Genomic DNA, 24,495 nt, shown 5'->3' on the forward strand with positions numbered 1-24,495 from the left:
CTGGGCGTGTTTTCGCCGCAGTGATCAAGAGTCGGAGGCTCGCATGTCACGCACGCATCGAGCGACTGATCCCACAAGGATCCGGCTCTTCGGGTAAGGGCGTGCCCCGCACGACGCCAGTACGGGCGTCTCGTCGCGCGGCCACGCCGTCAAGTAACAAAGGAAGTGCATGGCCAGTAGTGGTTTCACCTACGCCGGCCCCGAAGGTCTTGGGTATCTCAAGAAGGCGGGACTGAGATGTGAGGACGCAGCCGACGATCTCGCCGCGATCCGCAAGATGTTCATGGAACAGGCGAAGGGCGACGTCGACACCTACGCCCTGGTCGCAGACGGCGCAGCGGAACTCGCCAGCGGTTACAACGGATTCTTCCACGACCTGTGCGGCTCCATGTTCACGCGGACCGACGCGCTGAGAAGCTGCGGGGGCGGCCTGACGTACTCCTCGGACAACTACGGCTGGACCGAGGAGCTCCTACCGCCCAGAAACCCTCCTGCCCCGAAAAGCAGCGAGCTGCCGGACCCCAGCACCCTCTCCGTGACGTTCAACGCGACTCTGGACCTGCTGGGCATCAGCGACGACTACGAGCGCCGACTCACCGAGATGCAGCAGGCATGCCTGGCCACGGCGAGAGGGCTCCGCGCGCTGCAGCCGGACATCGACAAGGTCGAAGGCGAGGTCAGGAAGGCGCAATGGGGCGGAGACGCCGCCCAGGCCTACCACGTGGTCTGGACGAGATACGTCAATCCGGCTGGAGGCAACGACCAGGCCCAACCCTTGGAAACGTGGGCCGCGCGGGCGGACCAGGCCGCCCAGATCCTGGGCAACGCGGTCCAGGACACCCAGAAGACCAAGGGCGTCGTCAAGGCGACCATGCAGACGATCGCGGTGGTCACCATCCTCATGATGGGCGCGGTCGCTCTGAACCCGGTGGTTCGGATCTACCTCCGGAACCTGGCCAACAGGCTGCGGACCAACGTCGTCAAGGCGATCAAACTCCTGCGCACCAGGCTCAAGCATCTCGCCAAGGCGTTCGCGAAATCCGCGACCGCACGGGGCCCGGTGTTGCGCGGCTTCATGAAGAACGGCGCCGGCGTCGTCGGCGCCAACTACGTCAACTCCTCACTGGCGAACACGGCCCGGGGAGTGGAGAATCCCTGGTCGATCTCCCCGAGCATGCTCGGCACCCTGGCCTTCCTGCTCGGACTCGGCGGGGCCTTCTCACTTCTGAAGGGCGTCGGCGCGGTCACCAGATTGGCGCAGACCCATCCCCTGGCGTTCAACATGGCGGTGGAACTGGGTATCAACGCCGGGGCCGCCACCGCCCTGAGCATGTTGTTCGAGAAGAAGAGTTTCGGCGCCGCGGTCAAGGACGGCATCATCGTCGGAGGCGTCAGCGCGGTTTTCGGCGCCGGATACTACGGACTTCTCCGTGACTCGACCGGCCTGAAACACCTCGCCTGGCGCAAGGCTGAGAAGTGGGGCGTGAAGAAGCTCGGGGCCGCCAACCCGGCTCAAAAGATGTCGGCGACGAACGTCCGCTACGCAACCCCCCAGTCGCCCAACCTCGCTCAGATGACGCTAAAGGACGGTACGAAGATCTGGGCCCCGAAAAACAGCCTCACCTACCGGGCAAGGCAGATCGCTCCGGTCAACGGCTTCCTGAATTTGGACCCCTTCTGGAAGGGCCGGATCCTCGGTCTCCTCCCAGGGACGATCAACTACACCTTGGTCCCCCGTGGACAGAGCGAGGCCCCCGAACTCACGCTCCCCCACTACCAGAACTGGGATCAGAGTCCCGAGCCTCAGCAGCCGCACTCCGACGCCACGGAGCCGGTGGGCGCCACCGCGCACACGGTGCGATCCGGCGAAACGCTCTGGGAGATCGCCGAGCGGGAGTACGGCGACGGAACTTACGCGTCGCTCCTCATGCAGGCCAACTGGCAACTCGACGGAATCGACCGCGGCGAACTGGTGCCCGGCGCGAGGCTGATGATCCCGCAGCTCGAGAAAAAATAGCTGAAACCCCGCCAAGGAATGCGGAACGGCGCCTCACCGAACTACGCGTGAGGCGCCGTTCCGCATTCCGAACGCTTCGTGCGGTGGAGCCGCGCGTCGGCGGGGCGGGTGACCTGGCGTTCGGACACGGCTGCCGCCCACGGCCAACGGGCCGAACGCGTCGCCGACGCCCTCCACCGGAGGTCCGTCCGAGAGACGTTCCGGTTTCGAGTACCGAGACCCAGCGACGACCCAGCAACGCCCCAACGACACCAGCGGCACCGCGAACGCGGCGGCCAATCCGGCCGGGAGCGCAGACGAGGCACCTACCGCGACCCCGGCGAAAGCACACCAGCGGGCCAGCGGTCAGCGGGCCAGCGGTCAGCGGGCCAGCGGTCAGAGCAGTCAGCGGTTCATTGGGCCAGCAGGTCAGCAGGCGGCAGGCGGCAGGCGGGCCGATCAGCAGGCCGGCCGATTCAGCGGCGTCTTTCCCGAGCGCTGTCCTGAAACAGAAGGTCGACGTCGGCCTCCGGATCGAGATCGGGGAAGGCGTCGAACACCCTCTCCTCCACCTTCGACAGAGCGTCACGCCGGGCACCGCGGACAGCCGCCAACACCTCATCCGCCAACACGTGACTCTCCAACCGCATGGCACGGGACTCGACGGTTATCTCGGTAACCCGTCCCTGCGCGTCGACGGTTGCCGTGACACGCTCTGACGCGCTCGCGCCGGTGCCGACCGCCCTCTCCAGCGCGTCGTACTCCTTCTCGATGAAATCGTGCATCCCCTGCTCTTCGCGGTCCACACCGTCGACGGAGCTGTACATGTCCTGGACACGGCGGAGAATCTCGTTCACTGCCTGTCCGCCTCCGTCGTGCGCCAGGCTCTCGCCGAGCGACTGCGACGTGACCGCGGGCAGGGAGACACCGCTCAGGATCTTCTGGATCTGTTGCCAGGAATCCCGTTGTGCCGCTTTGACCGCCACGCTCACATCGCCCGAGAGGCGGTCGGCGTCGTGTCGCATCGCGCGCGGATCGAGGGCGAGCGAAAAGATCGCGCCGTCGGGATCGGCCTTCGCCGTCACCAGCCCGTCGTCACTCCTGCCGACGCCGACGACCTCGCGCATCCGAGCCTGTGCCGCCAAGGGCTTCTGCACCATTTGGGCGACCCTGCCTTGGATCGCGGCCAGTATTTCGCGATCGTCATCCGACTTGAAGGACTTCGGCATTCGGCCCCCAGCGATATACGTTCCGTTCACCTTAAGTTTAGGATCATCTGGAATGCCCCGTCCTGAACATCCGAAAACCGAACTCCCCGTGACTCGGCCCCACACTTCCCGGGCACGTCAACGCACCCACCAGGACAAGGAAGTAGCCGGAAGAGCCGCCACCAGTTGGCCTCACCAGGCAGGCCGCAGCCAAGCCCGCACAACCAGCGCCCCTGCGCACCGCCCGGAGTGCCGCCCGGAGTGCCGCCCGGAGTGCCGCCCGGAGTGCCGCCCGGAGTGCCGCCCGGAGTGCCGCCCGGGACCCTAACGCCGATGCCCTATCGGGTGTCACCCGAGCGGGGCCCGAAACGGTGACACCCCGCCACGCGTCGCGCAGCGGGGCATATCCCCTGGAAAGTCCTCAGCCCTGGCAGAACAGGCGACGCCCGCCTGACCACTACACCGCGATGGTGTCCGTCAAAGCGGACCAAGCTCAGCCCGCCACGACCGCATCCCGTGCGCTTGCGCCTACGCCTGGTGGGAACGGCCGACTCAGCCGTACCGAGAGAAAGACTGGCTCGTTCGCTGGGCACCGAAAGGCGCGGCACCCAGCGTAGAGGGCGAGGTATGAATCGGGCTCAGCTCACGTTGACGGCGGCGGGCCAGCTCATCCGGATCTTCGTCCCCTTGGGGCTGGGGAAGACCTCGACGTCATCGGCCAGACCTTCGATCACCGCGATGCCGAAGCCTGACATGAACGAGTCAGAGAGCATGCCCAGGTCAAGCGGCTGCTCCAGCTTGATCTCATCGCTGGGGGCCTGGTCGCTGACCGTGACCTCAAAACGCCCGGAGTCATCACGCAGCTCGATGCGGATGGGCTCGCCCGGACAGTGTGCTCGATGCGCCTCGACTGCCCGGGAGCACGCCTCACCCACGGCGAGCCTGACTTCGTCCAGCAAGGACTCCTCCACGCCGGTGCGTCGGGCGATCGCCGTCGCAACCAGCCGGGCGGTCCGCACGTGCGCGGGGAGTGCGCTGAACGTCAGCTCGACGGTAGCCATGCTACTTGTCTTTGCCGTGAGCTTCCTTGGCCTCGTCTACCGAAGCGTAGATCCCGAAGACCTTGGTCAGACCGGTGATCCGGAAGATCTTCAGGATGCGCTCCTGCGTGCAGACCAGTTCCAGCGACCCGTCATGCGCGCGAACCCGCTTGAGCCCCCCGACCAGGACACCGAGGCCCGTGGAGTCGAGGAAGTCGACCTTCTCCATGTTGACAAGAAGGTGGAAGTTGCCCTTGTTGACCAGGTCGATGAGGAGCTCACGCAATCTCGGCGCCGTGTAAACGTCGATCTCACCTTCGACCTCCACGATGGTGAGTCGGTCTTCGGTGCGGTGATCCAACTTCAGATCCACAGATCCTCCAGCGCCTCGCCTGCGAAAGTACTCTTGCGGGCCTGGCAATCTGGAGAGCGGCTCCAGACTGTCCGACCCTGACGCGCGGCATTCAACCACGCGCCTGGCTTGTGTCTATACGAAATCACGATTCCCGGCGACTTTGCCCACGGATGCAAGACTGGAAACAGTGACTTCCTCCGGATACTCCCCAGAACAGGCAGGTCCACTCCTCCGCCACCTGCTTGGCGTTCCCGCACGTCACGAGCGTGTCACCCATGTGGAGCATGTTCCAGCACGTCAGGCGGGTCAAGTCCAATGGCCCAAGTGGACCCCTGACGTGCTTGTTACGCGCTTGGCGAACCGCGGGGTGACAGGACTCTGGCCTCACCAGTACGAAGCCGCCGACCTGGCATTCCGTGGCCGAAACGTGATCATCTCCACGGGCACGGCCTCGGGGAAGTCGCTGGCGTACCTCACCCCGGCGATCGCCTCCTGTCTCGACGGCGGCACGGTCCTGTACCTGACACCGACCAAGGCCCTGGCCGCCGACCAACTCCGCGGCCTGCGCGAACTCCGCATCACGCAGGTGCGCGCGGCCAGCTTCGACGGCGACACCCCGTTCGAGGAACGCACCTGGGTACGCCAGCACGCCAACTACGTCCTGACTAACCCCGACATGCTCCACCGGGGCATCCTCCCCCGCCACGCGCAGTGGTCGTCGTTCTTCCGCCGGCTGCGCTTGGTCGTCGTGGACGAGTGCCACGGCTACCGCGGCGTCTTCGGCTCGCACGTGGCCCAGATCCTGCGCCGCCTGCGCCGCGCCTGCGCCCGCTACAACTCCCGCCCCACGTTCGTGCTCGCCTCGGCGACGGCCAGCGAGCCGGGCGTGTTCGCGATGAGGCTGACGGGGCTTGAGATGGACGAGGTGACCGTGGACGCGTCGCCCAAGGGTTCGACCACCATCGCGCTGTGGGAGCCGCCTCTGACGGAGCTACGGGGCGAGGGAGGGGCTCCCGTGCGGCGTACGGCCACGGCGGAGGCGGCGGACCTGCTCGCAGACCTCGTCCTGGCCGACGTACGCACGCTGGCCTTCGTCCGTTCCCGCCGGGGAGCCGAGACGGTCGCCCTCTCCGCCCGCGCCAAACTCGCCGACGTCGCCTTCTCCATCACACCCCCCTTCCCCATCTCCAGTTCCCCCTGGAACCCCCCGGCCACACCCCCTCCAACCACTCTCCCCGCCACACCCCCTCCAACCACTCTCCCCGCCACACCCCCTCCAACCGCTCTGCCTGCCACACCCCACGACACCTCGGCCCCACCACCGCCGAGCACCCACACTCCCGCCCCTCAAAACACCCCCAACTCACCACCTCAGGACGCCACCACCCCAGAGACGACTCCAACACCCCACACCGCCTCGGCTCCGACTTCACCGCACCCTTCGCACACCCCCAGCCCCCACGCCACGCCCAGGCCCGCCACTCCCACGTCCACTCCCACCACCACCTCCACTCCCAGCGCCATCTCCACACCAAGCCCCCCAAACACCCCGAACACCCCGAAATCCTCAGACACCCCAAAACCCTCAGATACCCCTACTCCGAGTTCCTCGATCTCCTCCTCCCTCACCTGGGCGCTTCCGGACCTCCCAGATCCCGACCTGACCGATCTCCCCAACAAGATCGCCGCCTATCGGGCCGGCTATCTCGCGGAAGACCGCAGGCTCCTCGAGAAGGCTCTCCGCGCCGGCACCATCATGGGCCTGGCCACCACGAACGCCCTCGAACTGGGAGTCGACGTCTCGGGTCTGGACGCCGTACTGATCGCCGGTTGGCCGGGCACCCGCGCCTCCCTCTGGCAGCAGGCGGGCCGCGCGGGCCGTGACGGCCAGGACGCGCTCGCCGTCCTGATCGCCCGGGACGACCCGTTGGACACCTACCTCGTACACCACCCCGACGCCCTGTTCGGCCGGCCCGTCGAGGCGATCGTCCTCGACCCCGACAATCCGTACGTCCTGGGTCCCCACCTCTGCGCCGCCGCCGCCGAGATCCCGCTGACCGAGGACGACCTGCCGATCTTCGGCCCCACCACCTCCAACGTCCTCGCGGACCTCGTGACGCAGGGCCTGCTCAGAAAGCGCCCCGCAGGCTGGTTCTGGACCAGACGCGAACGCGCCACCGACCTCGCCGACATCCGAGGCGGCGGGGGCACCCCGATCCAGGTCGTGGAGTCGTCCACGGGCCGCCTCCTGGGCAGCGTGGACGAGCCCTCGGCCCACACCACCGTCCACACCGGCGCGATCTACCTCCACCAGGGCGAGACCTTCCTGGTGGACCTCCTCGACCTGGATGCCGGAGTCGCCCTGGTGTCGAGCGCCAACCCGGACTACACGACGTTCGCCCGGGACATCACCGACATCTCCATCCTCGCCACCGAGCGCTCCCACCCTCTGGGCCCGGGCACGCTGCACTTCGGCGAAGTGGAGGTGACCCGCCAAGTCGTCTCCTATCTGAAGAGACGCCTCCACTCAGGCGAAATGCTCGGCGACGAACCCCTGGAGCTACCGCCTCGCACCCTCCGCACCCGTGCCGTCTGGTGGACCCTGCCCGCCTCGGCCGTCGCGCCACTCGCCGAAGCAGGCATCGACCTCGGCGGCGCCGCCCACGCCGCCGAACACGCCTCCATCGGCCTGCTCCCCCTCTTCGCCACCTGCGACCGCTGGGACATCGGCGGTGTCTCCACGGAACTGCACGCCGACACGGGCCTGCTCACCGTCTTCGTGTACGACGGCCACGAGGGCGGAGCCGGTTTCGCCGAACGCGGCTACGCCCGCGCCACGGACTGGCTGACGGCCACCCGCGAGGCGATCATGTCCTGTGAATGCGAACGAGGCTGCCCTTCCTGCATCCAATCCCCGAAATGCGGCAACGGCAACGAGCCCTTGGACAAACGCGGCGCCATCCACCTCCTCAACACACTCCTGCTCCCCCAATAAAACCCCGAACCCAAGCACATTCTCAAACCAGAAAACAACCGACCCAGCTTCCCGCAAGCAGTCAAACAGCAACGGCAGCGGCGGCGCTTTCGAGCGGGCGTGACACCGTGGCGAACAACCGACAACAGCACAGCCCCCCGACCAGCGCTCCACCCGGCCCCTGGCCAACACACTTCGCCCAACCCTGGCCAGCACCTCACCCAACCCCGGGCAGCACACTTCGCCCAGCCCTGGCCAGCACCACGCCCAGCCCTGACCAGCACACTTCGCCCAGCCTTGGAGAGCGCCAGGCCACACTTCGCTGAGCCGTGGCCCGCACCTCGCCGAGCCCTGACCCGCGCTCACCAAGCCCCGACCTGCGCCTTAACCGGCCTCGCTCTGCGCTCCCACCTCATGGCCTCGCACCCCGGCCAAACCTGGTGAGCCCAGCCCGAAGTCCAGTGCGCGACGATGCAGGTTACCGGATCACCGATGCTCGAACCTGTTGCCACGGATTTACTCGGCTCACCAATCAAGAATCTCTCTGGAAAAATCATGTAGGCCGTTTCCGGCATAGATACCCGACACCAACAACACCGAGCCCCTGGCCACTCACCTAAATACGCCGGGTCTCGCCATTTCGGTTTCGACGCCAGACATGAGCCCGCTCATCGTCCCGCTTATCGTCGCCATCGTCGCCGTCGCCATCGTCGTCTTCGGCCCAGAAATCGGCGGCACCCGGCTGCGGACGCTCCCAGAACCCGCTGTCCTCCATGGACCTCGGCGACGGCGGCAGATAGTCGTCCCAGCGTTCCTCAAGACGAATGGCAGGCGTGACCGCAGAAGTTGAAGGACCCTCAGGGACGTCCATCACCACCGAACTCGGCAGAGCGAGATGAACCGGCCCTTGCGAAGCACCCCGCCCATCACGCGCGCCGAGGGCCGCATCCCCCGCCCGCCCTCCCGCGCTTTCGGACGGCTCCCACGAACCGGCCAGCGACTCCGCGATCACCCACCGCCCCGGCGCCTCGTTGGGGCCGCACTCCCGCGAGTCCTGACGCGACAGTCCCTCGTCAGTCTGCTCGTCCATGTGTGAGCCCTGAGGCGACGTCCGCTCATCTCTGTGCGACTCATCCCTCGACCGGCGATCACCCATCTGAAGCTCCCGACCCGACAGCCGCTCTCCCGTCAGCGGACCCTCACCCGGCTGATGCTCGTCGACGCAATGGTCCCGACCCAACAGGGGCTCCTCCATGCGCAGATCGTCGCGCAACGACCGCTCATCCACATGCCAATCCTCACGCAACGACCGCTCACCCACGTACGAGTCCTCAAGCAACGACCGCTCACCCACGTGCGAGTCCTCAAGCAACGACCGCTCTTCCGCCTGGGACACCTCGCGCGGCAACCCCTCGTCCAAACTGGGCCCCCGACGCGACAGCCGCCTATCCTCTTGCCGGTCCTCACGTAACTGCAGCTCTTCCACCCGAGCCGACGCCTCCGCAGGACTCTCGGCTACCAAGCCCTCGCCCGACAGCCGGTCGACCAGGTGTGCCGACACCTCTCCCGCGCCGCGCAGCGGCTCGGCATCCGAGGACGACTGCCGCCCCGAAGCATCACTGGCCGAGGAACTGGCTTCCGGGCTGGGAAGCTCGCTCCGAGCGCCGAGCGACGAATCCGCTGCCCGGCCAGATCGCTGGCCCCGTTCAGGAGTCGCCGGGTCGTCGTCCCGTCCTGGCCGCTGAGCCAGCGAGCCCAGGTCATCTTCCTCTCGGCTCGACTGCCGCCGACCGCCGAGCGGCGCCTCGAAGTCCGCCACCAACTCGGCCCTCGCCTGGCGCGCCACAGGCGGTTGCTCAGGCATGCGGATCTTGGCGACGGCCAGAATGACGGCGGGCCGTCGAGGCACGGCAGTCGCCGACACGGTGCTGCCGTCCCCGCGCCTGACCCGCACGCCGTGCGTCGCCGTGCCGTCCCGCACACCTGCGGCCGGGGCACCGGTATCACCGCCAGGTCCCGGATCTGCGGCCACAGCCGTGGAGCCACCTGCGCCGCCGTCGGAGAGCGTACGCCGTCGGGCCCAGGCACCTGCGTGTGCCCCGAGCAGCAGCAGAAGGATGCCACCCGCGACATACAGACCGTACTGTCCGATGTTTCCGATGTAGGACTCGGTCGATTGAGCCTTGACCCCACCGCTCTGCACGGGAGTGGAGTTCGCGCCGCCCTTCGCATCTGCCGGGGCCAAGCCGCCGTTCTCACCCTGGGCGTCTGCCGTAGGAATCGGAAGGTTGCCACTCGGATCGACGTCGGGCAGCTTCGTGTTCGTCGGCTTACGTGTCGTCGGTTTGCTCGAAGGCTGGCTCTGCCTCTTTACAGGCAGCGTGGGGAGCGCCTCGACGCGCTTGGGATCGCTGCCCTTGAAGGTACGTTCGCTGCCGGTCGGGGTCTTCTTGGGCTGGGCCGAGGGCGGGGCAGGGAAGACGATGGACGCGGCAGCCGAATCGGCCGAACCGATCGACCCCCCGTCGCCATCACCCCTGAACGCCTCGACCGTGAACCCCACCTTCTGCCCCGCCACCTTGGACGGCACGGCGAGTACGGCCCTGCACGACGAACCCGAGCACGCGCTGTCGGCGGGCAGCCTGCCGACCACGCCGGTCTGGGTGTTGGAGACCTCGTACGACTGCAGGTCGGGCTCGGACCCCTTGCCCCAGGTCACGAGTACCTTCTGGGTACCCTGTCTGCTCGCTTTCACGCTGCCCGGCGCTGCGGGTGGGCGGCGCAGCTTGAACGTGCTGCTCGCGTACGTGGTGCCGGTGAGCTCTCCCTTGAGGGTCACGGTGAAGGTGCCGTTAGGCGCGCCGTCGGCGTCGAACGTGCCGGAGAGCGTCTGGCCGGCCCCTCCCCCAGCGACCTTCTGGCTAGATGTGGAGGGCCCATCGACGTACAGGGCCGCTTTCAACTGCAGAAGCCCCGAACGCGCGGAAACCGTCACGGACGAGTTCGAAACCACTTCCCCGTCGGAGGGCGAGGTGATCTGCCCATCCATGCCGCCCAGCTCGGCCGCTGGCGCGGAGCCCACCGAACTGCCCTGCGCGACCGTCCTGCCGGTGAACGCGCCCAGACGCATGACCCCTGCCCGCCCCAGGTAGCCGACCTGCCTCTGAGACCCGATCTGGGCGAAGTCGCCGCCGCCCTGCCATGAAGACCCAGACTCGGACAGGGAGTTGGGGCTAGCACCGCTCTGCCCCGAAGAACTCGCCTGACCAGGCTGGCCGCTTGCCTGACCGCTTGCCTGACCAGGCTGACCGATTGCCTGACCGGCAGGACCGGAGGAGCCGAGCTGCCGCGTCGCAACGGCCGCATGAGCGGGACCGCCGAGCGCGATGGATCCAGCCGCGACCAACCCTGCGACCGCCACTCTGCCGACTACCGACACGACGCTTCCCTCCATCGAGAGCCTCGCGCCGCCTGAGCACCCTCGGGGCGCCCACGCGACGACCGGAAGTGCAGTCCGCCCGGCCGATACGGTCACCGACCGTCCCCGAACCCGCACCCTAGCGACTGTGTTCCTGCTCGCCCAGACTCCCTGTCACATACGGCATGGACCGAGGGTAAGCGGAACCTTACTGGCTATACACGGCTCTTGGACAGAGCGTCCAAGAACTCGTGACTCGATTACGTTCGTTGTGCGGAAGGACGCTTTGGAGTGGGGTCCGTTCAGGGGCCGGGTGCCGCTGGGCCGGCACGTGATCTGCCCGTCAAGGTTCGGGTTCCTAATAGCGGGAGCGAGAGTGGTAATGCTGTCCGGATATCGGCGACATCGCCGGTGATCTTGCATTCCGTGAGTTCGACGCCGTTCTCGGTGGCCAGGGCGGCCGCCTTCGCGCAGGCTGTGTCCGGGGCGATCAAGGCCAGCTTGGCTGCTGCCAGGGCGCTGAGGTCGGCGGCGTTGTCGACTCGGTGGCGGGCCACGCGCACGGACCCCACCGTGGCGAGCGTGGTGGCGACCGCCATCAGCAAGCCCATCAGAGCCACACCCCACAGGGTTGCCGAGCCTCGGTCTTTCGTGTTCATCGCTTCCTCCGAAGCTTTGAAGGAGTAGACGGGCAGTGGATGTGCAGTGGAGGTCAGGGGTTGGGCGATCTGGAGGGGAGGACTGCCGGGTGGGGGGAAGGGGTTGAGCGCCTGTCGCGGGATGGGTGGTTGTCTGGCGATAGGCGGGCTGTTCCGGCTGCCGGGAGGATTGGCCGTTGGACGATCGGTCCGTCGAACGGGCTGTGATCCGGTCCGCCATCCGTTCTCGGTCGGCTGGTGAGTGGCGGGCCGTCCTGTCTGTTCCCCAGCCAGCCGAAGGAGGAAGGTCTGGTTGGATTTGCGGGAGTCGGGTGTCCTCTCGCGCATGCGGTGGGGAGTTACGGTTCCGTGTCGGCGGTTGCTGCGGCTGAGACTCGGACTGCTGGCAGGGAGTTGGCCCAGGATGGGCGTACTTCTACGGTTATCTGTACTTTTGTGAGTTCGGGGTCGCGGGTTATGGATACTTCGGCGTTCGGGCTGGTGACTGAGCGGGCGTAGTCGCGGACCTGATCCAGGGGTTCGCCTCTGGCTGCTGCTCGGACGGCCGCCCTGGCTGCGTCCACGCATTCGAGTTGGACGCCAACGGCTTGGATGGCCCACAGGGCGGCTGCCAGGACGACCATGAGGGCGGGCAGCATCGCGGCGGTTTCGGCCGTCACCGAACCGCGCGATGCCGACCGCGTGCTGCTTGACGAGGCCCGCGTGTGGCGGAGGCTCATTCCTTGGTGGTGTTGAGTGCTCGGTTGACGAGTGAGGTCAGCATCTCCTGGACTTCTGGGCTACTCACGACCTTGAAGAGGAGCGCGGCGAAGGCACAGGCGGCAATCGTCCCCACCGCGTATTCCGCGGTCGACATGCCGCGCTCCTTGTTGACGGCTGCGTAGTGGAGCCACTTGCCGGCTCGCGGCCAGGGGTTTCTGATCTGCTGCTTCTGTCGTTTGGGGGTGGGGCTGAGGGTGGGTGCGCTGGTCGAAGGTCCGGTTGAGGTCGTGGAAGGTGTTGCTGGGGCGGGTGTCGACAGGACTGAGGCGGGCGGCGTGCTTGCGGTGGTCGTCGGCTTGGCTGCGATGGGGGCGGTCGGGCTTCGGGTGATTTGGGGATGCGAGTGGAGGGGCGATGGGATGGCGTGCGAGCGGTCTGGGGCGGCTTTGATGTCGTCTGGCGTGACAGCGGGACTGGGCATCTTGCCTCCAGGTGGTTGGAGCCGGGGTCTTGTCCGGCGGGAGTTCAAGGGTGGCCGAGGGGGTGGGGGCGGGTGTGAGCCGAGCGGCATTCTGTGGAAAAGCCGATGGTGGCGGACGCGTCTCGTGGATGAGGGGAGGGTCCAGGGCTGATCGCCACTCCCTCGTGACGCATGCTGGACGTGCCTCCGGGCGCACGCTCTTGGCGAGAGGGCCTGGTGGGGGTTGTGGCGATCAGGTGTACGGCGACCCCAGTACTACAGTCATGTTTTGTGATCTATAGTTTGGTTCGTGTCGGAGGTGGTGACGTCTGAGGATCTCCAGTCGTGGGCGGCCGGGCTGGATGAGTTGTTCGCGCGGGTGGCGAGTCGTTTCGGCCGGGTGGAGCCGCGTCGGCAGGCGCGGGCATATCTGGTCGGGCTGCTGGCGCCGGTGGAGCGTAAGAACGGCTGGCAGTTGGCTGAGGCCGCGGGCGACGCGCAGCCTCATCGGATGCAGCGGCTGCTGAACAACGTGCGGTGGGATCCGCGGGAGGTCCGTGTCGACCTGCGGGATTATGTGATCGAGCAGTTGGGTGATCCGGGCGGCGTGCTGATCGTGGACGAGACCGGATTCATCAAGAAGGGCGCCCGGTCGGCCGGGGTGCAGCGGCAGTATTCCGGTACGGCGGGCCGGGTGGAGAACTGCCAGCTCGGGGTGTTTGTCGCGTACGCGACGCCGCGCGGGCGAGCGTTGATCGATGCCGAGTTGTACCTGCCGAAGTCCTGGACCGGTGATCGGGCCAGGTGCGCCCAGGCCGGCATCCCGGACAGTGTGCCGTTTGCCACCAAGCCGGCGCTGGCGGCGGCGATGCTGGGCCGGGCGCTGGATGGTGGAGTGCCCGCCTCGTGGGTGGCTGCGGACGAGGCGTACGGCCAGGACCACAAGTTCCGTCTCTACCTGGAGAAGCGCAAGGTCGGGTACGTGGTCGCCGTGCCCAGGAGCCAGTCGGTCGGCACCGGCTACGGCAACACCGGCTCACGAGCCGACGCGGTGACCGCGGACGCGCCCGAGCAGGCGTGGAAACGTCTGTCGGCGGGCGACGGGGCCAAGGGGCCGAGGTTGTACGACTGGGCGATGGCGACGCTGCCGCCCCACAACGACGACCACCTCGGCGGGCCCGGCGGCCTCCAGCGGTGGCTGCTGGTCCGCCGCAGTCTCACACCCAACGACCAAGGCGAGCGCGAACTCGCCTTCTACCTGTGCTTCGGACCTGCGGGCACCGCACTGGACCAGCTCGTCCGCATCGCCGGGTCCCGCTGGGCCATCGAGGAATGCTTCCAGTCCGCCAAGAACGAAGTCGGCCTGGACCAATACCAGGTCCGCCGCTACGACGGCTGGCACCGCCACATCACCCTGGCCATGCTCGCCCACGCCTACCTCGCCGTCACCGCCGCCCACGCCCCAAAAGCACATGCGGCCCGGTCCCCCTCACCCCAGCCGAGATCCGCCGTCTCCTGGCACATCTGACCAGCGCCGCCACCCACCCCATCACCCAAATCCTGCAACACGCCCTGGCCTGGTCACACCACCGACGCACCCACCAAACCCGCACCCGCACCCGCAGCAGCCACTACTGGAAACGACGGCTACGCCACAACAAGATCCAACTACAAATCACGAAACATGACTGTAGTACTTAGCGACAAGATCAGCGCTTGCCCGTGAAGGTGGTGGTGTTGTTGCACAGGGTGGTGCCCAGAAAGCAGCGCCGAGCCTTGATCACTACCGTGTCGGCGCCCTGCCGGGCTGCGGCAGAGAAGGCAAAATCTCTGCTGCCCTTCTTCCGGCCCGCCTCCACGCGGCCGCCGGTGCCGCCGACCCCCTTGCCCGCTTTGGAGAAGCTGACCTCGACGACCGCCGTCCACAGATCCCACTTGGTGTCGTTCACAGTGCCCGAGGCAGCGGCGTAGCCGTCACCGCACACTTTCCACAAGTATTTGACATGACCGTGCTTGGTTTTGAGCGTTCCCCCGGCGCCGGAGCAGCTCCACGCGGCGGCTGTCGCCGGGGCGGGAGCCAGTGCGGTGAGAGCGACGGCGGCGACGACGAGTGTCTTTAATCCGGAGATCTTTCGCATGATCGGCAGTCTAGGAAAACCGCTTGCAACCCGCTGTCAGGCGCGCATCCGGCCACGAGGCCGGTGTCGGAGGACCTGCCCCAACGCCAACCGCGCTACATCTGCGACTGAATCCCGGTACAAACGATCTTCTCAAACACGCACTTACATGTGTTGGGTACGAGTTCGCGCTTGGCGTGCACCGCCTTTGCGCGTGGTCCTGGGCGTGGCGGACGTTTTGCAGTGGTGGCCATGCTTGCGCTGGTGAGGGCTGATTGCGGGCTGGACGTACGGCGTTGTGGGGGCCGTGGTTGGTGGGGGATGTGCGGGCGTGGTCGTTGTCGGTGAGCTGCTTGTGCCGGCGAGTTGGTGGTGGCCTACGGGATGATGATCGTGGCGGCGAGGCCGGCGACCACTGGGACGATGCCGAGCAGGACGAACGCCGGTAGAAAGCACAGGCCGAGGGGTGCCACGGCCTTCACGCCGACGCTTCTTGCCGAGGCGACGGATGCGGCTCGGCTCGCCTCTCGGGCGTCGTCCGCCAGGCGGGTCAGGACGTCGGCAACAGGGGCGCCGCTCTGAGCTGCTCGGCTCATGGCTCGGGAGAGTTGACCCATGGCGGGATCTCGGGCCAGGGAGGACCAGGTCGGCTCTGGGTCTGCGCCGAGGCGCAGTTGGCTGCTGACCCATGACAGACGTTCGCCCAGTGGGCCGCCGATCGTGCTCGCGGCGATCTCGGTGGCGGCGCTGACGGGGCGGCCTGCGCGTAGGCAGGCAGTCATCAGGTCGGCGGCGAAGGGGAGGTCGGCGGCCATTCGGCGACGGTCGGCTTGGGCTTGTGGCGAGGTTTGCGCTTTGTGGTGCAGGAACAGGGCCGCTGCGGGGGTGATGAGGATGCCTGCGACGACTCCTGCGCTGCCGCCGATCAGGAGCGCGAAGATCAGGCCGATGCAGATGGCTGTCAGGACCGATTTGCGGGTGAGGCGGTGCTGGCGTGGGACCGGCTGCTCCAACCAGGCGGGGTGAGGGAGCTGGAGGTGGGGGTTGGCGGTGACTTGCTGGTTCCCGGCGTGTGGGACCTGGTTCTTGGCTCGTGGGGACTGGTGCGTGGCTCGTGGGGTCCGGCTCTTGGCTCGTGGGGACTGGTGCGTGGCTCGTGGGGTCTGGTTCTTGGTGTGTGTTGGGGTGGGGTGGGCCTGGGGCGGCGGTTCGAGGGTGTGGGAGGGCGGTGATGGGTGGGGGTGTAGGCGGGTGAGGCGTTCTGTGGGGGTTCTGGGTGAGAGCCAGAGCCAGGCGGACATCGCTGCGCACAGGGCAGACAGCAGGTGGAGCATCGTCAGGTCCGATCGGTGGTTCGGTGCGAGTGCGAAGAACGGCGGGTCGCGTCCTTCGTCGAAATGCCGCGGCTCGTTCAGCCCTGCGCCTGGGTGGCCATGCGGTTGGTCCACCACAGGCCGCACGCGTCGAGTGACACACCGGCGATCAGGCACATGAGGCCCGGGATGCCGCCGAACAGGAACTCAAGCGGATGCATGTTCAGGGCCCCGGCCATGAGAAGGCCGAGGGCCGGCAGGACGGCGAGCATCCTGGCCGTGGTGCGCGGGCCCGCCAGTTGTGCTGCGACGTCCTGGCGATGGGCTTGGGCCGCTCTCAACGTTTGTGCCACCCTGTCGATCAGGGAGACCATTCCTGCCCCTACCGTGGTGCCGACCTCCCAGCAGGCCGCCAACTGGCGGAGCCCTTCGCCTCCTTGAAGTGGGGCCGCCGTCGTCAGCGCCGCTGCGACGTCGCCGCCGTCCCTGGCCGCGGCGACGACCGAGCGGAGGAGATCGGGGTCAGGGAGGTCTACCGCCGAGATGGCTCTGGTCATGGCCTCGCCTGGAGTGCGTCCGGCTGACAGCTCTGCGGACAGGGACTGGCAGAGCTCTATCGAGGCTCGTCGCCAGGCATCGGCGCGGCGGGCGGGGCTGGGGCGGGTGAGCAGCTTGGACAGCGATGGCCACGTTGGTGCGGGGGTGGTTGAGGTCAGCAGGTGGGAGAGGCGGGTGGTGGCCGTGGTGGGGCCTGTCCACAGCCAGATGGCGCAGGCTGTGGACAGGGCGGATATCAGGGCGTTGGTCATGGGGTCTCGAAGTGGGGGTGGGCGGGTGCGGGCTCCCTGGTGCTGCGGCTTCGCGACGCGGATGGCGGACGGCGGATGGCAGCAGGTCTTGCCTGCCGTCGTGGGTGGTGGGTGCTGCCTCGCACCAGGGGGTTTTCGCCTCGCGCGGCCTTGCGCGGGGCGGCTGTTGCTGCTCGTCGTCTGGCTGACTCGTCGCTCCTAGGGACGGGCTCGGCGGGCCAGGGCCTCGTAGCCGGGGCCGGGTTGGACGGTGCCCTGAGGGTTGAAGGTGAGGGCCGGAACCGACTCGACCAGGCCCGTCGGAGTCCTGGCGAGCAGGCAGATCTCGGCGATGCGCCTGCGGCCGTCCTGGCGGCTGCGCGTCAGGTGGATGACGGCGTCGAGGGCCGCTGCGAGCTGGCTGTGTACGGCCTCCCTGGTCAGACCCGCCGCACAGCCGAGGGCCTCCAGGCGGGGTGGTACGTCGGCCGCCGTGTTGGCGTGCAACGTGCCGCAACCGCCCTCGTGCCCGGTGTTCAGGGCGGCCAGCGGGTCCACGACTTCCGCTCCGCGCACCTCCCCCACCACCAGGCGGTCCGGGCGCATTCTGAGCGCCTGACGTACGAGGTCACGCAACTCCACCCCGCCCGCGCCCTCCAGGTTGGCCGGGCGGGTCTCCAGGCGTACGACGTGGGGGTGGATCGGGCGCAGCTCGGCCGAGTCTTCCACGAGCAGGAGGCGTTCGTCCTGGTCGGCGAGGGAGAGCAGGGCCGACAGGAGCGTGGTCTTGCCCGTGCCGGTGCCGCCCGTGACCAGGAAGGCGAGCCTGGCGGTGACCATGGCGGTGAGCACCGGGATCGCGGACGGGGTGATCGTGCCCGCGGAGACCAGGTCGGTCAGGGTGAAGGTGCGTCGTGGTGGCAGGCGCAGGGAGACGCAGGTGCCGCCGGAGGCCACGGGGGGAAGCACCGCGTGGAGGCGTACGCCGCCCGGAAGGCGGGCGTCCACGTAGGGAGACGCGTCGTCCAGGCGTCTGCCGGCGGCGGTCGCGAGGCGTTGCGCCAACCTGCGTACGGCCCCGTCGTCGGTGAAGGCGACCGACGTGCGGCGTAGGCCGGTGCCGTCGTCGATCCACACCTCACGAGGACCATTGACCAGGACGTCCGTTACGTCGGGGCGGGCGAGGAGCGGCTCCAGCGGGCCCGCGCCGATCAGGTCGGCGCAGAGTGCCCTGGCCACGGCGAGGATCTCCGCGTCGCCGTATACGGCCTTCTCCGCTCTCAGCGCCACCGCGACCTGGGCGGCCGTGGGCTCCACGCCTGCTCGGGCCAGGCGGACGCGGACGGCTTCGACCAAGTCCGGGGAGACCGTGGTGGTCGGAGGAAGGAGGGCCGGTTGTTGTGGTGGCTGGTGGGTTGGTGGGTGGGGTCTTTGTAGCGGTTGGTGCTGCGGCTTTTGGGGGGATTGAGGTGGGCCGAGTGGGTGGGGACCCATGGCTTGTGGGGTGGGTGAGTGTGGGGTGGTGGTGGAGTTTGTGGTCATGTCGCCGGCAGGAGGTCTCGGAGGAGGGAGGTGCACAGGGCGCCCAGTACGGTGCGCGGGCCGAGTCTCGGGAGTTCGCCACGGTTGAGTGTGGCTGTGAGCCTGGGTTGGTCGGGGAGGCTCCCTGCCGAGGGGATGCCCAGAGAGGACATGGCCACGTCGTCGTCCAGGACTCCAGGACGGAGGACGGCGCGGATGTCGGCGGTGTGTTTGCGTACCTCGGATATGACCTGGGCGGCGGAGAGGATGCCGCGCACGTCGGCCGTGGCCACCGTCAGAGTCGTCTGCGCTCGGGTCAGGGCCTCCGTCGCGGCGGGGTCCAGGTGCCTGGGGAGGTCCACGATGACCAGGTCGAAGCCGCGTCTGCCCGCTTCGAGCACCGAGCGCATGGCCTGAGACGGGATCTCCGCGACCTCGCCCCTGTGGAAGGACAGGACGGCCAGGTCTCCGAACGCCGGGAGCGCCGCCTGCAGCGCGCTGGAGTTGACCCTGCCCTCCCTCGCCACGAGGTCGCCCCAGCGGGCGCCTGACGCCTCCTCGTGGCCCAGGAGCGCGTCTATGCCGCCGCCGAGCGGGTCGGCGTCCACCAGGAGGGTGCGAAGGTGGTCGGCCGAGGCTCGCAGGGCCAGACAGGCGGCGAGTACGCTCGCGCCCGCCCCGCCTCGGCCGCCGATCACGCAGACCACGGATCCCGAGCGGGGGTCTGGCTCCATGGCGTCCGCGAGCCGGTCGACCAGGTCGCGCTCGTCGCCGGGGAGGGTGATGACGGCCTGGGCGCCGACTGCTACGCATTTTCGCCAGGTGTCGGGGTCTTCGCCGTCTCTGGTCACGAGGAGGACCTGGTCTCGGGGTGGGGGTGAGGTGGCGGCCACGTTGTCGGCCTGGTCGGCGCCTATGGCTATGAGTGGGGCGAGGTTCCAGAAGGGGCGGGCGTGGGCTGGGACGTGCGCCACGTCGAGTTGCGCGCCTGCCGCGGCTGCGATGCGGACCAGGTCGTCGAGCAGGGCGTGGTCTTCGGTGATGACCAAGGGGCGGTGCATGGTGGTCGGCCTCCCGGGTGGATGTGGGTGGGGATCGGGTGGGTGTGGCGGCCTGGGGCCGGCGTTGGGAGGTCGAGCTTGCTGGAGGTGGGCAAGGCGGCGGGGAGCCGAATGGGATTCTGGGGATTGTGGAGGTGGAGGTGGTGAGTGGCTGTGGACAAGTAAGTCCTCGGCCTTCGAGTCGCTGTGGTGGGTGTGGGGGCGGGGCGGTGTGGCCGAGGTGTCGGCGGGCGGCTGGCACTGCCCCTGGACGGCCGCGACAGGCACGCTCAGTGGTACGGACCGCCGGGCCTGGTGGTGGGGCCGGACGCTGGGTGCGGCGAAGGCGGGGGCCGTGACGGCAGGGGCGGGTGTCTTGGCGCGGGTCGGTGGCGGGTCGGTGGCGGGTCGGTGGCGGGACGGACGTGAGACGTGCTGGACGAAGCCGCACGGGTGGGTGGTGTGCTGCGCGAAGGCGATGCGAGCGGTCCGCGAGCGATGGCGGAGCGGGTGAAGGCGTGAGTGACGCGCAGAGCAACTGACGTGCCGCGCCAGTGCCACCCGGAGCTGCGCAGGCGGTACGGCAGAGCGGTGGCGGAACCACGCAGATGGTGCGGCGGAACGATGGCCGAACCACGCAGATGGTGCGGCGGAACGATGGCCGAGCCACGCAGGCGGTGCGGCGGAGCGATGTACGTCAAGGGGGCCGTGGTGTGCGGGGCCCGTGGGACGTGCTCAGCGGAGCGTCGGGGGACGAGCGGTGGAGTACGTGCTCAACGGCACCCCAAAGCAACTGCCATGCGGCCCTGGCGGAGTACGAACGGCTGTCACGCGGGGCGAGGAGGCCCAGCCCGTGCGAGAGGCCGTCCGCCCATGGAGGGCGCGGCGCCCGCGCGGGCCAAAAAGGTCCGGAAAAGGGGCGACCCCCGCCGGGGGGGAGAGCGGGGGTCGCCTGACCGGTCCGGCTCCGGGGGGGTAGAGCCGGTCCCGTTTCAGAAGAAAGCTTTCATCACTGGACCGGAGCCTGGCAAGGGACTTGCAAAGCTTCCCGTGCAAGGACGCTCCGGTTTGGGGCGATACCACCGTATGCTGCCCGATCAACTTGAGTTTCGTCGAGGAGCAATCTGGTATTTCCGCCAAGTTTTTTCGTGACCTCATAACGATCACATAAAGACCGTCACTCAGGGTAAGCATCACGACTTGGCGTCGGGATCGCTCCAACGGCTCACCCCCGCGCGCCGGCGGAGCACGACCACAGCGGGGTAAAGGTCTTGCTCCGAGGGGTTCCCATCAGGGCAGATCCGACGTAGAAAGGGGTTACGGACAGTTGTCCGGGTGCATCAACCGGGTACCCACGCGCGACCAGCCGCGGGAGGCGCGTCGTAACGGGCTTGACCCGCTTCGACGGAATACAGGTGCACGCTTGGTAACCCGGCGTGATGCGCAGGCAGGCGGCGTCTCGTGACAGAGACGCCGTCAGCTATGTCGGATTCCTCCCGGAATCCAGACATTCATCAAGAATCCGGGCATTCCCCCATGGATCCAGCGTTACTCAGCGAACCTGGCATTCCCGCCCTGACCTGGTGTTCCTCGATGGATTTCGAGTCATCGGACTCCCCCGCCGCCGACGGCTCCCGCACCCCCAGGCGGCCAGGGCCCGAGGCCGGAACTCAGCCGCGCTGCATGGCCTCACAGATCGCAGTCGTCTCACGTACGCCGAGCCTTACCGCGGAGGCACAGTGCTGTACCCAGGCGGCCACCCCCTCGGGCGTCCCGCCCAGGTACGCCCGCAACGCCTCCCCGTACGCGGGCTCCAGATGCCCCACCTCCACGGCCACCAGGGACTTCGGGTCCAGGCCGTACTCGACCAGCGTCAGCCGCTCGGCGGCGCGGGCCACGACCCCGTCCGCCGTACCGAACGGGCGCAGCACCGCCAGCTCCGCGTGCACCACGGCGGCCAGCACGACCGCGGGCGCCTTCGTGGGCCGTTCCAGCAGGTCGAGCAGGCCCTCCACGCGGACCGCCGCGTCGGCGGCGGCCGGCGCGGGGCCCAGGCCCAAGGGGTCGGAGGTCTCGTCGAACGAACGCGGGCGCCCCAGCTCCTCCTGAGACACGAGCCCGGCCGCGGCCACGGCGTGCAACCGGGCGAGCACCTGCCGGGGCGCCTTCCGCCAGGTCGGCCCCATGCGTCCCATCTCCGCCGACACGCGCAGCGCCCCCTGGACCAGGGGATCGTGGATCTCGTCACGGCGCAGGGCGTCGAGGGGCACGTCGACGCCCTCGACGGCGGCCGACGCGCGGGCGCCGCGCAGGGCCGACTCCGCGGACACGGCGGGGCTGGCCCGGCGCAGGACTCGGTGGCGGTACAGTCTGTCGACGGCCTGCCGGGCCTCGTCCACCGCCTCGGGGACGCCGGGGAACTCCGCGATGACGGCCAGTGGATCACTCACGGTCCCGACCTTACCCGCGGGTAGGACCCAGATTCCGCCAAGGCCGCGCGGACGCCGGTGACCTGCGACCGAGGCTCGGCGGAGCCCCGCGTCCCGACCGAGAGTGACGGGACGCGAGCGCCCGCCCCGCGGACAAACCGACCGCGCAGCCCCCACAAATGGGCCCCATAAAGCGCCGCCATTCCCTGCCCGCACATTCACAAGATTTCAGGATGACAACATTTCAATAGCGTTTGTAATGCATTGCGATAAGACATCCCCGCCACCGACCACTCGGTACAGACCTGTCTAGACCTCTTGTGTACGGAGGTCGTGAGCTGGTGAAGTGGGACACGAACCTATCCAATCTGGCCATAGAAGGAGCACGAAGTGGCCCCCGAGACCGCTGGCAACGACACCCAGGCGCTGTCCAACCTGCTGCAGGAGAACCGCCGGTTCGCACCGCCGGCTGACCTGGCGGCGGCCGCGAACGTGACCGAAGCCGCATACGACGAGGCCACAGCCGATCGCCTCGCCTTCTGGGAACGCGCGGCCGAACGCCTGACCTGGGCCGACCGGTGGGACACGACGCTCGAATGGAATCCGCCCTTCGCGAAGTGGTTCGTGGGCGGCCGGCTCAACGTGGCCTACAACTGCGTCGACCGCCACGTCGAGGAGGGCCGGGGCGACAAGGTCGCCTACCACTGGGAGGGCGAGCCCGACGGCGACACGCGCACCCTCACCTACAGCGACCTCAAGAACGAGGTCAGCAAGGCCGCCAACGCCCTGCAGGAGCTCGGCGTGGCGAAGGGCGACCGCGTCGCGATCTACATGCCGATGATCCCCGAGCTGCCGATCGCGATGCTGGCCTGCGCCCGCATCGGGGCGATCCACTCGGTGGTGTTCGGCGGGTTCTCGGCCGGCGCGCTGAAGAGCCGGATCGACGACGCCGACGCCAAGCTGGTCATCACCGCCGACGGCGGCTACCGCAGGGGCAAGCCGTCGGCGCTCAAGCCGACCGTGGACGAGGCCGTCGCCGAGTGCCCGCAGGTGGAGCACGTCCTCGTCGTACGGCGTACCGGCCAGGACGTCGCCGCCGGCGACAAGGACGTCTGGTGGCACGACCTGGTGGACCGCCAGAGCGACCAGCACACCGCCGAGCCCCACGACGCCGAGGACCCGCTGTACATCCTCTACACCAGCGGCACCACCGGTAAGCCCAAGGGCATCCTGCACACCACCGGCGGCTACCTGACGCAGACGGCCTGGACCCACCACGCGGTCTTCGACCTCAAGCCCGAGACCGACATCTACTGGTGCACGGCCGACATCGGCTGGGTGACCGGCCACTCGTACATCGTGTACGGCCCTCTGGCCAACGGCGCCACCAGCGTCATCTACGAGGGCACCCCGGACACCCCGCACCGGGGCCGGTTCTGGGAGATCGTGCAGAAGTACAAGATCACGATCCTCTACACGGCCCCCACGGCCATCCGGACGTTCATGAAGTGGGGCGACGACATCCCCGCCAAGTACGACATGTCCAGCCTGCGCGTCCTGGGCTCCGTCGGCGAGCCGATCAACCCCGAGGCGTACGTCTGGTACCGCGAGCACATCGGCCACGACCGCTGCCCCGTCGTGGACACCTGGTGGCAGACGGAGACCGGCGCCATCATGATCAGTCCGCTGCCCGGCGTGACCTCGGCCAAGCCCGGCGCCGCCATGCGCCCGCTGCCGGGCATCAGCGCCGACGTGGTCGACGACCAGGGCAACAGCGTCCCCGACGGAGGCGGCGGCTTCCTCGTCGTACGCGAGCCGTGGCCGTCGATGCTCCGTACGATCTGGGGCGACGACCAGCGCTACGTCGACACCTACTGGAGCCGCTTCGAGGGCATGTACTTCCCCGGCGACGGCGCCAAGAAGGACGACGACGGCGACCTGTGGCTGCTCGGCCGCGTGGACGACGTCATGCTGGTCTCCGGCCACAACATCTCCACCACCGAGGTGGAGAGCGCGCTGGTCAGCCACCCGAAGGTGGCCGAGGCGGCCGTCGTGGGCGCGACCGACCCGGTGACGGGCCAGGCCATCGTGTCGTTCGTGATCCTGCGCGGCTCGGCGGAGGAGAGCGACGACATCGCCGCCGACCTGCGCGACCACGTGGCCAAGACGCTCGGCCCGATCGCCAAGCCGCGCCAGATCCTGGTGGTGCCCGAACTCCCCAAGACCCGCTCGGGCAAGATCATGCGCCGCCTCCTGCGCGACGTGGCCGAGAACCGCAGTGTCGGCGACGTCACCACGCTGGCCGACAGCACGGTGATGAACCTCATCTCGGAGAAGCTCCCCTCCGCCAAGGCCGAGGACTGATCTCTCCGGCGCGCTAGAAAGCCCCTATACAGCCGCATGTCCCGAAAAATCGGGATATGCGGCTGTATGTCTTCTGTACGCTGGTATGTGGTGTGCCGGGAAGTCTGGTCG

The 24,495-nt window shown here is 68.2% G+C and carries 17 protein-coding genes; 4 read left to right on the forward strand and 13 right to left on the reverse strand.

All coding sequences use genetic code 11. The annotated features are described in order from the left end of the window. Positions 1 to 169 precede the first annotated feature (169 nt). Positions 170 to 2,017, forward strand: coding sequence for a LysM peptidoglycan-binding domain-containing protein (locus ACZ6S0_RS36430; protein WP_465923869.1), 1,848 nt, complete (start codon positions 170 to 172; stop codon positions 2,015 to 2,017). Between the two features lie 455 nt (positions 2,018 to 2,472). On the opposite strand, the gene ACZ6S0_RS36435 is transcribed toward ACZ6S0_RS36430, so the two are convergent. From ACZ6S0_RS36435 to ACZ6S0_RS36445, 3 genes are all read right to left on the reverse strand, one after another. Continuing rightward, complete coding sequence (locus ACZ6S0_RS36435) at positions 2,473 to 3,156, reverse strand: YbaB/EbfC family nucleoid-associated protein (protein WP_465923870.1); 684 nt, start codon at positions 3,154 to 3,156, stop codon at positions 2,473 to 2,475. A gap of 686 nt (positions 3,157 to 3,842) precedes the next feature. Next, positions 3,843 to 4,265 carry an ATP-binding protein gene (locus ACZ6S0_RS36440; RefSeq protein ID WP_465923871.1) on the reverse strand — a complete coding sequence of 141 codons (423 nt, stop codon included), beginning with the start codon at positions 4,263 to 4,265 and terminating at the stop codon, positions 3,843 to 3,845. Position 4,266: 1 nt separating this feature from the next. Continuing rightward, the gene (locus tag ACZ6S0_RS36445; protein ID WP_043629845.1) at positions 4,267 to 4,617 is read right to left on the reverse strand and encodes an STAS domain-containing protein; all 351 of its coding nucleotides are present in this window, start codon (positions 4,615 to 4,617) and stop codon (positions 4,267 to 4,269) included. Between the two features lie 409 nt (positions 4,618 to 5,026). On the opposite strand from ACZ6S0_RS36445, the gene ACZ6S0_RS36450 reads away from it, so the two are divergent. Next, complete coding sequence (locus tag ACZ6S0_RS36450; protein ID WP_465923872.1) at positions 5,027 to 7,594, forward strand: DEAD/DEAH box helicase; 2,568 nt, start codon at positions 5,027 to 5,029, stop codon at positions 7,592 to 7,594. A gap of 595 nt (positions 7,595 to 8,189) precedes the next feature. Here ACZ6S0_RS36450 and ACZ6S0_RS36455 read toward each other — a convergent pair. From ACZ6S0_RS36455 to ACZ6S0_RS36470, 4 genes are all read right to left on the reverse strand, one after another. Further along, positions 8,190 to 10,703 (reverse strand): hypothetical protein, encoded by a 2,514-nt coding sequence (locus ACZ6S0_RS36455; RefSeq protein ID WP_465923873.1) that lies wholly within the window; start codon positions 10,701 to 10,703, stop codon positions 8,190 to 8,192. Between the two features lie 590 nt (positions 10,704 to 11,293). Beyond that, complete coding sequence (locus ACZ6S0_RS36460; RefSeq protein WP_465923874.1) at positions 11,294 to 11,650, reverse strand: Rv3654c family TadE-like protein; 357 nt, start codon at positions 11,648 to 11,650, stop codon at positions 11,294 to 11,296. A 338-nt stretch (positions 11,651 to 11,988) separates the two neighbouring features. Then, on the reverse strand, positions 11,989 to 12,369 hold the full coding sequence (locus ACZ6S0_RS36465; protein WP_465923875.1) for a TadE family type IV pilus minor pilin: 381 nt from the start codon (positions 12,367 to 12,369) through the stop codon (positions 11,989 to 11,991). Further along, the gene (locus tag ACZ6S0_RS36470; RefSeq protein ID WP_465923876.1) at positions 12,366 to 12,923 is read right to left on the reverse strand and encodes a DUF4244 domain-containing protein; all 558 of its coding nucleotides are present in this window, start codon (positions 12,921 to 12,923) and stop codon (positions 12,366 to 12,368) included. The genes ACZ6S0_RS36465 and ACZ6S0_RS36470 overlap by 4 nt, the downstream gene beginning before the upstream one ends. A gap of 211 nt (positions 12,924 to 13,134) precedes the next feature. On the opposite strand from ACZ6S0_RS36470, the gene ACZ6S0_RS36475 reads away from it, so the two are divergent. After that, entirely contained in the window at positions 13,135 to 14,340 is a 1,206-nt protein-coding gene (locus ACZ6S0_RS36475; protein WP_465923967.1) for an IS701 family transposase, read from the forward strand. Between the two features lie 181 nt (positions 14,341 to 14,521). On the opposite strand, the gene ACZ6S0_RS36480 is transcribed toward ACZ6S0_RS36475, so the two are convergent. From ACZ6S0_RS36480 to ACZ6S0_RS36505, 6 genes are all read right to left on the reverse strand, one after another. Next, positions 14,522 to 14,950 (reverse strand): hypothetical protein, encoded by a 429-nt coding sequence (locus ACZ6S0_RS36480; protein ID WP_465923877.1) that lies wholly within the window; start codon positions 14,948 to 14,950, stop codon positions 14,522 to 14,524. A gap of 356 nt (positions 14,951 to 15,306) precedes the next feature. Then, a complete protein-coding gene (locus ACZ6S0_RS36485; protein WP_465923878.1) occupies positions 15,307 to 15,942 on the reverse strand; it encodes a type II secretion system F family protein in 636 nt (211 codons plus the stop codon). Positions 15,943 to 16,340: 398 nt separating this feature from the next. After that, a complete protein-coding gene (locus ACZ6S0_RS36490) occupies positions 16,341 to 17,051 on the reverse strand; it encodes a type II secretion system F family protein (RefSeq protein ID WP_465923879.1) in 711 nt (236 codons plus the stop codon). A gap of 198 nt (positions 17,052 to 17,249) precedes the next feature. Beyond that, a complete protein-coding gene (locus tag ACZ6S0_RS36495) occupies positions 17,250 to 18,386 on the reverse strand; it encodes a TadA family conjugal transfer-associated ATPase (protein ID WP_465923880.1) in 1,137 nt (378 codons plus the stop codon). Positions 18,387 to 18,568: 182 nt separating this feature from the next. Then, positions 18,569 to 19,612: a septum site-determining protein Ssd gene (gene ssd, locus ACZ6S0_RS36500; protein WP_465923881.1), complete on the reverse strand. Its 1,044-nt coding sequence runs from the start codon at positions 19,610 to 19,612 to the stop codon at positions 18,569 to 18,571. A gap of 1,649 nt (positions 19,613 to 21,261) precedes the next feature. After that, positions 21,262 to 22,041 carry a Fic family protein gene (locus ACZ6S0_RS36505; RefSeq protein ID WP_465923882.1) on the reverse strand — a complete coding sequence of 260 codons (780 nt, stop codon included), beginning with the start codon at positions 22,039 to 22,041 and terminating at the stop codon, positions 21,262 to 21,264. A 369-nt stretch (positions 22,042 to 22,410) separates the two neighbouring features. Here ACZ6S0_RS36505 and acs point away from each other — a divergent pair, with 369 nt between their 5' ends. Then, positions 22,411 to 24,384 (forward strand): acetate--CoA ligase, encoded by a 1,974-nt coding sequence (acs, locus tag ACZ6S0_RS36510; protein ID WP_465923883.1) that lies wholly within the window; start codon positions 22,411 to 22,413, stop codon positions 24,382 to 24,384. The last annotated feature ends 111 nt before the right edge of the window (positions 24,385 to 24,495 follow it).

It is taken from the genome of Nonomuraea sp. NPDC051298, assembly GCF_055586305.1.

Excerpts from the sequence above, each read along its gene's own strand:
- ACZ6S0_RS36430 (WP_465923869.1), top strand. The coding sequence starts at position 170 with ATGGCCAGTAGTGGTTTCACCTACGCCGGCCCCGAAGGTCTTGGGTAT.
- ACZ6S0_RS36435 (WP_465923870.1), bottom strand. The coding sequence starts at position 3,156 with ATGGTGCAGAAGCCCTTGGCGGCACAGGCTCGGATGCGCGAGGTCGTC.
- ACZ6S0_RS36440 (WP_465923871.1), bottom strand. The coding sequence starts at position 4,265 with ATGGCTACCGTCGAGCTGACGTTCAGCGCACTCCCCGCGCACGTGCGG.
- ACZ6S0_RS36455 (WP_465923873.1), bottom strand. The coding sequence starts at position 10,703 with ATGCGTCTGGGCGCGTTCACCGGCAGGACGGTCGCGCAGGGCAGTTCG.
- ACZ6S0_RS36460 (WP_465923874.1), bottom strand. The coding sequence starts at position 11,650 with ATGAACACGAAAGACCGAGGCTCGGCAACCCTGTGGGGTGTGGCTCTG.
- ACZ6S0_RS36465 (WP_465923875.1), bottom strand. The coding sequence starts at position 12,369 with ATGAGCCTCCGCCACACGCGGGCCTCGTCAAGCAGCACGCGGTCGGCA.
- ACZ6S0_RS36470 (WP_465923876.1), bottom strand. The coding sequence starts at position 12,923 with ATGCCGCTCGGCTCACACCCGCCCCCACCCCCTCGGCCACCCTTGAAC.
- ACZ6S0_RS36480 (WP_465923877.1), bottom strand. The coding sequence starts at position 14,950 with ATGCGAAAGATCTCCGGATTAAAGACACTCGTCGTCGCCGCCGTCGCT.
- ACZ6S0_RS36490 (WP_465923879.1), bottom strand. The coding sequence starts at position 17,051 with ATGACCAACGCCCTGATATCCGCCCTGTCCACAGCCTGCGCCATCTGG.
- ssd (WP_465923881.1), bottom strand. The coding sequence starts at position 19,612 with ATGCACCGCCCCTTGGTCATCACCGAAGACCACGCCCTGCTCGACGAC.